Origin of the sequence: Acinetobacter sp. V2, from assembly GCF_001188385.1 — a bacterium.
GTDB lineage: Bacteria > Pseudomonadota > Gammaproteobacteria > Pseudomonadales > Moraxellaceae > Acinetobacter > Acinetobacter oleivorans.
The window spans coordinates 70,708-77,388 of the sequence record NZ_JZFB01000008.1; the positions used below are offsets into that span (position 1 = coordinate 70,708).

The following is a 6,681-nucleotide window of genomic DNA, read 5'->3' on the forward strand; positions in this document are numbered from 1 at the left end:
TCTTCAACACGACCACGGTTAATCAGGTACGGTATCGACTCGGGAAGTTTTTTCCAAATTACTAAAATATAAATTAGAGGGAGGCCGCCCATTAGAAATGCGATATGCCAGCCAAATTTAGGAATAATAAAATAAGAAATTAACGCCGCAACCAACCAGCCTAAACCCCAAAAACTTTCAAGTAATACAATAAAACGACCACGCACATGTGAGGGTATATATTCACTCACCAATGTCACCGCAACAGGTAACTGTCCGCCAAGTCCAAGGCCAACAATAAAACGGAAAATCAATAACCATTTTAAATCTGGAGCAAAAGCACATAAGGCGGTCGCAATACTATAAATTGCCATGGTCGTGGCAAATATTGTCTTTCGACCAAAACGATCGGCTAAAGCTCCCGAGCAAACTGCTCCAATAGCCATTCCTACAAAGCCAATACTGACAATCCAACCGCTTTCGGCTGGTGTTAATGCCCAGTCTTTAACAAGCGTTGTCATGATAAAAGCAATGATACCGGTATCCATCGCATCAAACATCCAACCTAACCCAACCACCCACAATAAAGTGTAGTGGAATTTGCCAATTGGAAGATTTTGTATACGTGAAACCAGATCCATAAGAAAACTCTACTGGAAAGAATAAGTGAGCAATACAATATTTAATTGTTATAGCATGCTCACATCGTATTCTGCATGATTAATGTTCATCGGTTGATGAAGCTGATTCTGCATCGTCATCTTTATAAATAAACTTAGGCATTTCTAAGCCGAAATAGATCGCAATCAAACGCAGAGTAAAACCGAAAATTAAGGTTGAAATAACAGTTAACTCTAAACTGAATCCCAAATCTAAGCATACCCAATAGCAGATGACCGCTACAAAAGAAATACTCGCATAAAGTTCGCGACGGAAAACGAACGGAACGTCGTTACATAAAATGTCACGTAAAATACCGCCAGAAACCCCAGTTAACACCCCTGCTACTGCCGATACGACAAAACCATGCCCCATTTGTAAAGCAATCTGACAACCAATAATGGTAAATCCAATTAGACCTAAAGCATCGAGCACCAAAAAGATGTTATGTAAATGACGCATCCATTTGGCAATAATGATTGTGACAAATGCAGCACAACAAGTCAGAACAAGATATTCAGGATGCTTTACCCAAGTTAAAGGATAGTGACCAAGTAATACATCACGTACAGACCCACCACCTAAAGCAGTCACACAGGCAATCAGTACGACACCGAACCAGTCCATACTCCGTCGCCCAGCAGACAATGCGCCTGTCATGGCTTCGGCAGTAATCGCAATAATATAAATAACGGTGAGTAACATTGCCCTTTCCCTCAGGCCAAACGGTGCGCGTATTTTAAGATAAAGTTATAGGAATTGTGCACAGCATTGTTTAAATTTTTTTCCAGAGCCACATATACAAGATTGTTTCATGGTGACATGCATATCTACAGTGGGATCAAGAAAAAACCATTGTTGTTGATGATATACAAAATGTGAAACCTCATGGTGCACCTGAGCTTTTTGCCCATCATGATAATGTGCCTTGAATTCAACCTGTGCATGGGTTTTATCTAGTTTTTCTTTGGCGTTAACGACGTCTAAACCCAACCATTGATTTTGTTTACTCCAGTCTGCAATGGCATCTTTATCAAGTGCATTTTGCTGACCTAAAGCGGTTGTTTTCACAATATAATCAATTTGCTGTAATGCAAAAGCACTATAACGCGAACGCATAAGTTGCTCTGCTTTCAGGGCTTTTGCTGTGCCTAAATGTAAAGGCTCACAACATTCTGCATAGCTGCCTTTTCCACATGGACAAGTGTGTTGAGTCATTCTGTGTTTCTCAAATAAAAAAATAGCTCAGAGTTGAGCTATTTTATGATGTTTCTAGACTTAAAATGTCATTTAATCTTTTGATTCATCTTGTTCGATAGAAACAATATGAACTTTCTCGATTTTATGACCTTCCATCGTAATCACTTCAAAGCGATAACCATCTGCTTCAACAGCTTCACCATTTTCTGGTAAACGACCTAAATGGAATAACAAATAACCTGACAAAGTTGAATACTGTTCACTCTCATCGACCAAATCACGGCCTAATAAAAGAGATACGTGGCGAATGTCCGTTGAACCTTCAAGTATTAATGAACCATCTGCCAAGCTCTCAGCTGCTGCATCTAGCTCATCTTCATCAGGGAATTCACCCGCAATGGCTTCTAAAATATCAATTGGCGTTGCAATACCTTCAATTGAACCATATTCATTTAAAACGATTGCCATTTGTAACGGTGCTTGACGTAATTGCTCCATCACCATAAGTACTTGAGCATTTTCATGCACAATGACAGGTTCACGTAAATGCTTTTGGAAATCGACCACACCTGTTTCAATAAAGCCATTTAGAACTTTATGAGTAAGTGCAATACCTTCAATATTATCAAGCTCACCACGTGCAACAATCAAACGAGAGTGTGTCATTGACATTAAACGTTCTTTTAAAACTTCTGGTTCGTCGTCTAAATCAATCCACTCAAGTTCAGGTCGTGGAGTCATAACAGACTTTACAGGACGCTCTGATAAACCAAGAACACCTTGCACAAGCACACTATGATAAGCGCCATTTTCTTCGTCAAAAACTTCATCTGCAAAAGCTTGTGTAGCCAATACGTCTTCTTTATCAGAAGATTGCGTATCTGAGCTAGAACCACTGCTTTTACTTCCTAACATACGTAAAACGGCTGAGGCAGTGCGATAACGTAAGTCTGTAGTTGTAACCAGTTTTTCCTGATTGCGGCGCATGCTTTGGTTGATAATTTCCACCAAAACCGAGAAGCCAATTGCAGCGTATAAGTAACCCTTCGGAATATGGAAACCAAAACCTTCTACCACCAAAGAGAAACCAATCATCATCAAGAAACCAAGACACAGAATAACGACCGTTGGATGCTTATTCACAAAGTCCATGAGCGGTTTCGATGCCCACAACATGATTCCAACAGCAATTACAACTGCAACCATCATGATAGACAGTTCTTTCACCATACCTACAGCGGTAATCACACTATCTAACGAGAACACGGCATCAAGCACAACAATCTGGACAATGACCATCCAGAACGCCGCATGAACAGGGTTATCTTCTTTATGAAGTTGATTACCTTCCATGCGCTCATGCAATTCCATGGTGCCTTTAAAGAGCAAGAACACACCACCGAACAACAAGATCAAATCACGCCCAGAGAATGGGTGATTAAAAATATGGAAGAGTGGTTCTGTCAGTGTCACGACCCAAGCAATCGAGGCTAAAAGTATTAGCCGCATTCCTAAGGCGAGTATTAAACCAATTATACGTGCTTTAGCTCGCTGCTCTGGCGGCAGTTTTTCGGCCAAAATAGCGATGAAAACGAGGTTATCGATCCCCAATACAATTTCAAGAACGATTAAAGTTGCTAAACCCACCCAAGCAGATGGATCAGACATCCATTCAAAGATCATCGATCCTGCTCCTGTGCTGATTGAATTTTATCTTTATTTGGCAACACAGCAGGCATGCCCATACAAAGGAGGGAAAATGTTTTTTTAGGACAAGAAATTAAAACGGAGCGACTACAACCACTACCCATATTTGTTCATATGTTGTTAAACGAATTTTTAGTATAGGCAAGATTTAACATAAATTCATCATTTTTATTTGTTCATGACAGGCATTCACCAAACCCATACAAAACATGAGTCTTTACTATAAATCTGCTTATAAAGTTGTCATATCTTTTGCTTAGTGTAGACAAGAAATATGAACGTGATAAGGTGAAAATAAAACAATGAATAGCGTATTAACAATGGCAGTAAATGATTCACCAATAACAGCTGTAAAAACAAAACAACCTCTTATTGCATTATATTGTGGTTCACGTGCGGGAAATAACCCGATCTACCGAGAAAAGGCAATTGAACTCGCTCATGGAATAGCTGACCAAGGTTTCGGTTTAGTCTACGGTGGTGCCAGTATTGGTTTAATGGGACAAGTTGCTGAAAGCGTTCTCGCAAACGGCGGAGAAGCTGTCGGTGTCATTCCTGAATTTATGCTCGATTATGAAGTAGCCCATGCTGGCTTAACCGAATTACATGTCGTAGAAACCATGCACGAGCGCAAAGCCATGATGGCAGAACGTGCAAGTGCATTTATTGCATTACCCGGTGGTTTAGGAACATTCGAAGAAATATTGGAAATAGCCACTTGGGGCCAACTTAACCAACACCAAAAACCCATGATTTTGTATAACGTAAATGGTTTTTATAATGCATTGATTGCCCAGCTAGATCATGCGGTTCAAGAAGGTTTTCTTCCCCTTCAGCACCGAGCTAAATTAATTGTATGTGATGATGTCGATCAAATTTATAACGTCATTAAAAATTTAAAAATGCCGAAAAGATTTGTTGTTTAGTTACCCACCTACTCTCCATAAAAAAGCGGTTCTGCCGCTTTTTTTGTTTTAACTATTTTCATCGCTACCTTCAAAAGCACTTAGATTTATTAAAGGGGTAATCAACATTGTCTTACTTTTTTTACTTTCAATTTGTTTTACACTAGACCAAAACGTTAACTTTCAAATGTTATGAATGCCACGCCGACTCACCAAGCCTTGCAACCTGAATATCGCTTACTCGTACTTTTGGTTTCCATTGGCTTTTTTATGCAGGCTTTGGACACAACAATTGTAAATACAGCTATTCCTGCCATGGCTCACCATTTAAATGAAGACCCTCTACGCATGCATAGCGTAGTGGTGGCCTATGTTTTATCAGTAGCTGCCTGTATTCCTTTAAGTGGATGGTTAGCGGACCGCTTTGGTGTTAGAAATATTTTCTTATCGGCGATCGTTATTTTTACTTTAGCCTCTTTAGGTTGTGGTCTTTCTCAGAGTCTCAATGAACTCTTATTTTTCCGAGTCATCCAAGGCATAGGCGGAGCCTTACTACTTCCTGTAGGTCGACTATCACTTTTAAAGATTATTCCCCGAACTCAGTTTTTAGCTGCAATGAGCTTAATGAGTCTTGCAGGTTTACTCGGGCCGTTGGCTGGTCCAACTTTAGGTGGCTGGTTAGTTGAAGTTGCAACTTGGCACTGGATTTTCCTGATTAATATTCCCATGGGTATCTTAGGCATCTTAATGACATTAAAAGTCATGCCTAATTTAAAAGAGCCTTCAGTCAAAACATTTGATTTAGGCGGCTTCATCTTATTAGTGGTGGCCATGATTGGATGGTCTTTGGGTATCGAACATTTAGCCTCACCTGAATATTCAAACTGGTTCAGCATTTCACTTTTAGTCGTCGGCATAATTGCAACGCTTTGGTATGCCTATCACTCTCATACTCATCAAAATGCGTTGTTCCGTAGCCGACTTTTTAGAAACAAAATTTATGCGATTGGCATTTTAGGTAATTTCTTTGCCCGCTTTGGTGGTAATGCTTTACCTTTTGTTTTACCGCTCATGCTACAGGTGGCTTTTGGCTTTGAACCTTTCATAGCAGGTTTAATGATGATCCCTTTGGTCTTAGGCTCATTATTTTCAAAGCCAATTGTCAGACCCATTATTCAAAAGATTGGCTATCGACGTTTTTTACTCATCAACACAACATTGGTCGGGCTATGTATTGCCTCTTTTGCCATCATGACAGTCGACACTCCAACTTGGTTTAGAGCCTTACACTTTTTCTTATTTGGCACATTAAACTCACTGCAATTTGTGGGTATGAACACATTGACCTTAAAAGATCTGCCTCAACAAGATGCCAGTAGCGGTAATAGTTTCTTATCGATGATCATGATGCTATCAATGAGTATTGGCGTGGCACTCGCTGGCACACTCATTAATATCTTTACTAATTATTATGGAGCTGACCATGTGACCACTGCATTCCATGTCACTTTAATTTGCCTCGGCTGTATCAATGTCATTACAGCGCTTATTTTCTGGCAAATTCCAAAAAATACCCCCGTATAAGCCGTTGCATTTTTAGCGTGGTTTCTCCCTCTTGAATCACGTTATGATGTCGGCTTCAAATCTGTAATGAGTTTTGCATGACCAAATTGGCTAAAACCTTTTCTGCACCACGCTATAACACCCTAATCGGGATTGTTCTAGCTTGTGTTATGGGGGTTCTCACTTACTTTGGTCTGTTCTACCAACAAAAAGCAATTGCTCAAGATTATCCAGTTCAAGGATTCGATGTCTCTCACCATCAAGGTGATATTGACTGGAAAAAAATATCGCCGGAAAAATTCCAATTTGTCTATTTAAAAGCAACCGAAGGTGGTGATTACAAAGATTCAAAATTTCAAGAAAACTGGCTCAAAGCTCGTGAACATGGGTTTCATGTAGGGGCTTATCACTTTTATCGCCTGTGTCGTGATGGAAAGACACAAGCTGATAACTTTATTGCGACTGTACCTAAAAAATCAGATGCGCTTCCTCCCGTCATTGATCTGGAATATGACGGTAACTGTATTAATTCACATACCAAAGAACAATTACTTAAAGAAATAGGCATCATGCATGATCGCCTAAAACAGCATTATGGCAAACAGCCTATCTTTTATATTTCTAAAACTTTTTATCACATTGTGTTAATCGGTAGTTTTCCTAATAC

7 protein-coding genes are annotated in these 6,681 nt (G+C 39.7%); 3 read left to right on the plus strand and 4 right to left on the minus strand.

Translation table 11 applies throughout. The features are described 5' to 3' along the window. The 4 genes from UC75_RS22285 to UC75_RS17325 all read right to left on the minus strand — a co-directional run. The coding region (locus UC75_RS22285) for an MFS transporter (RefSeq protein ID WP_228137474.1) at positions 1-620 on the minus strand (620 nt) is incomplete at its 3' end. 79 nt (positions 621-699) lie between these two features. Then, a complete protein-coding gene (locus UC75_RS17315; RefSeq protein ID WP_004795225.1) occupies positions 700-1,344 on the minus strand; it encodes a trimeric intracellular cation channel family protein in 645 nt (214 codons plus the stop codon). Between the two features lie 45 nt (positions 1,345-1,389). Further along, positions 1,390-1,857, minus strand: a complete 468-nt coding sequence (locus UC75_RS17320) for a YchJ family protein (RefSeq protein ID WP_049838292.1) — start codon at positions 1,855-1,857, stop codon at positions 1,390-1,392. Positions 1,858-1,929: 72 nt separating this feature from the next. Further along, a complete protein-coding gene (locus UC75_RS17325; RefSeq protein WP_005301484.1) occupies positions 1,930-3,522 on the minus strand; it encodes a TerC family protein in 1,593 nt (530 codons plus the stop codon). A 326-nt stretch (positions 3,523-3,848) separates the two neighbouring features. Here UC75_RS17325 and UC75_RS17330 point away from each other — a divergent pair, with 326 nt between their 5' ends. The 3 genes from UC75_RS17330 to UC75_RS17340 form a co-directional block, all read left to right on the plus strand. After that, positions 3,849-4,472, plus strand: coding sequence for a TIGR00730 family Rossman fold protein (locus UC75_RS17330; protein ID WP_049838293.1), 624 nt, complete (start codon positions 3,849-3,851; stop codon positions 4,470-4,472). A gap of 171 nt (positions 4,473-4,643) precedes the next feature. Beyond that, complete coding sequence (mdtD, locus tag UC75_RS17335; RefSeq protein WP_049838294.1) at positions 4,644-6,035, plus strand: multidrug transporter subunit MdtD; 1,392 nt, start codon at positions 4,644-4,646, stop codon at positions 6,033-6,035. A gap of 77 nt (positions 6,036-6,112) precedes the next feature. Next, a partial coding sequence (locus UC75_RS17340) for a GH25 family lysozyme (RefSeq protein WP_228137475.1) occupies positions 6,113-6,681 on the plus strand: 569 nt, incomplete at its 3' end.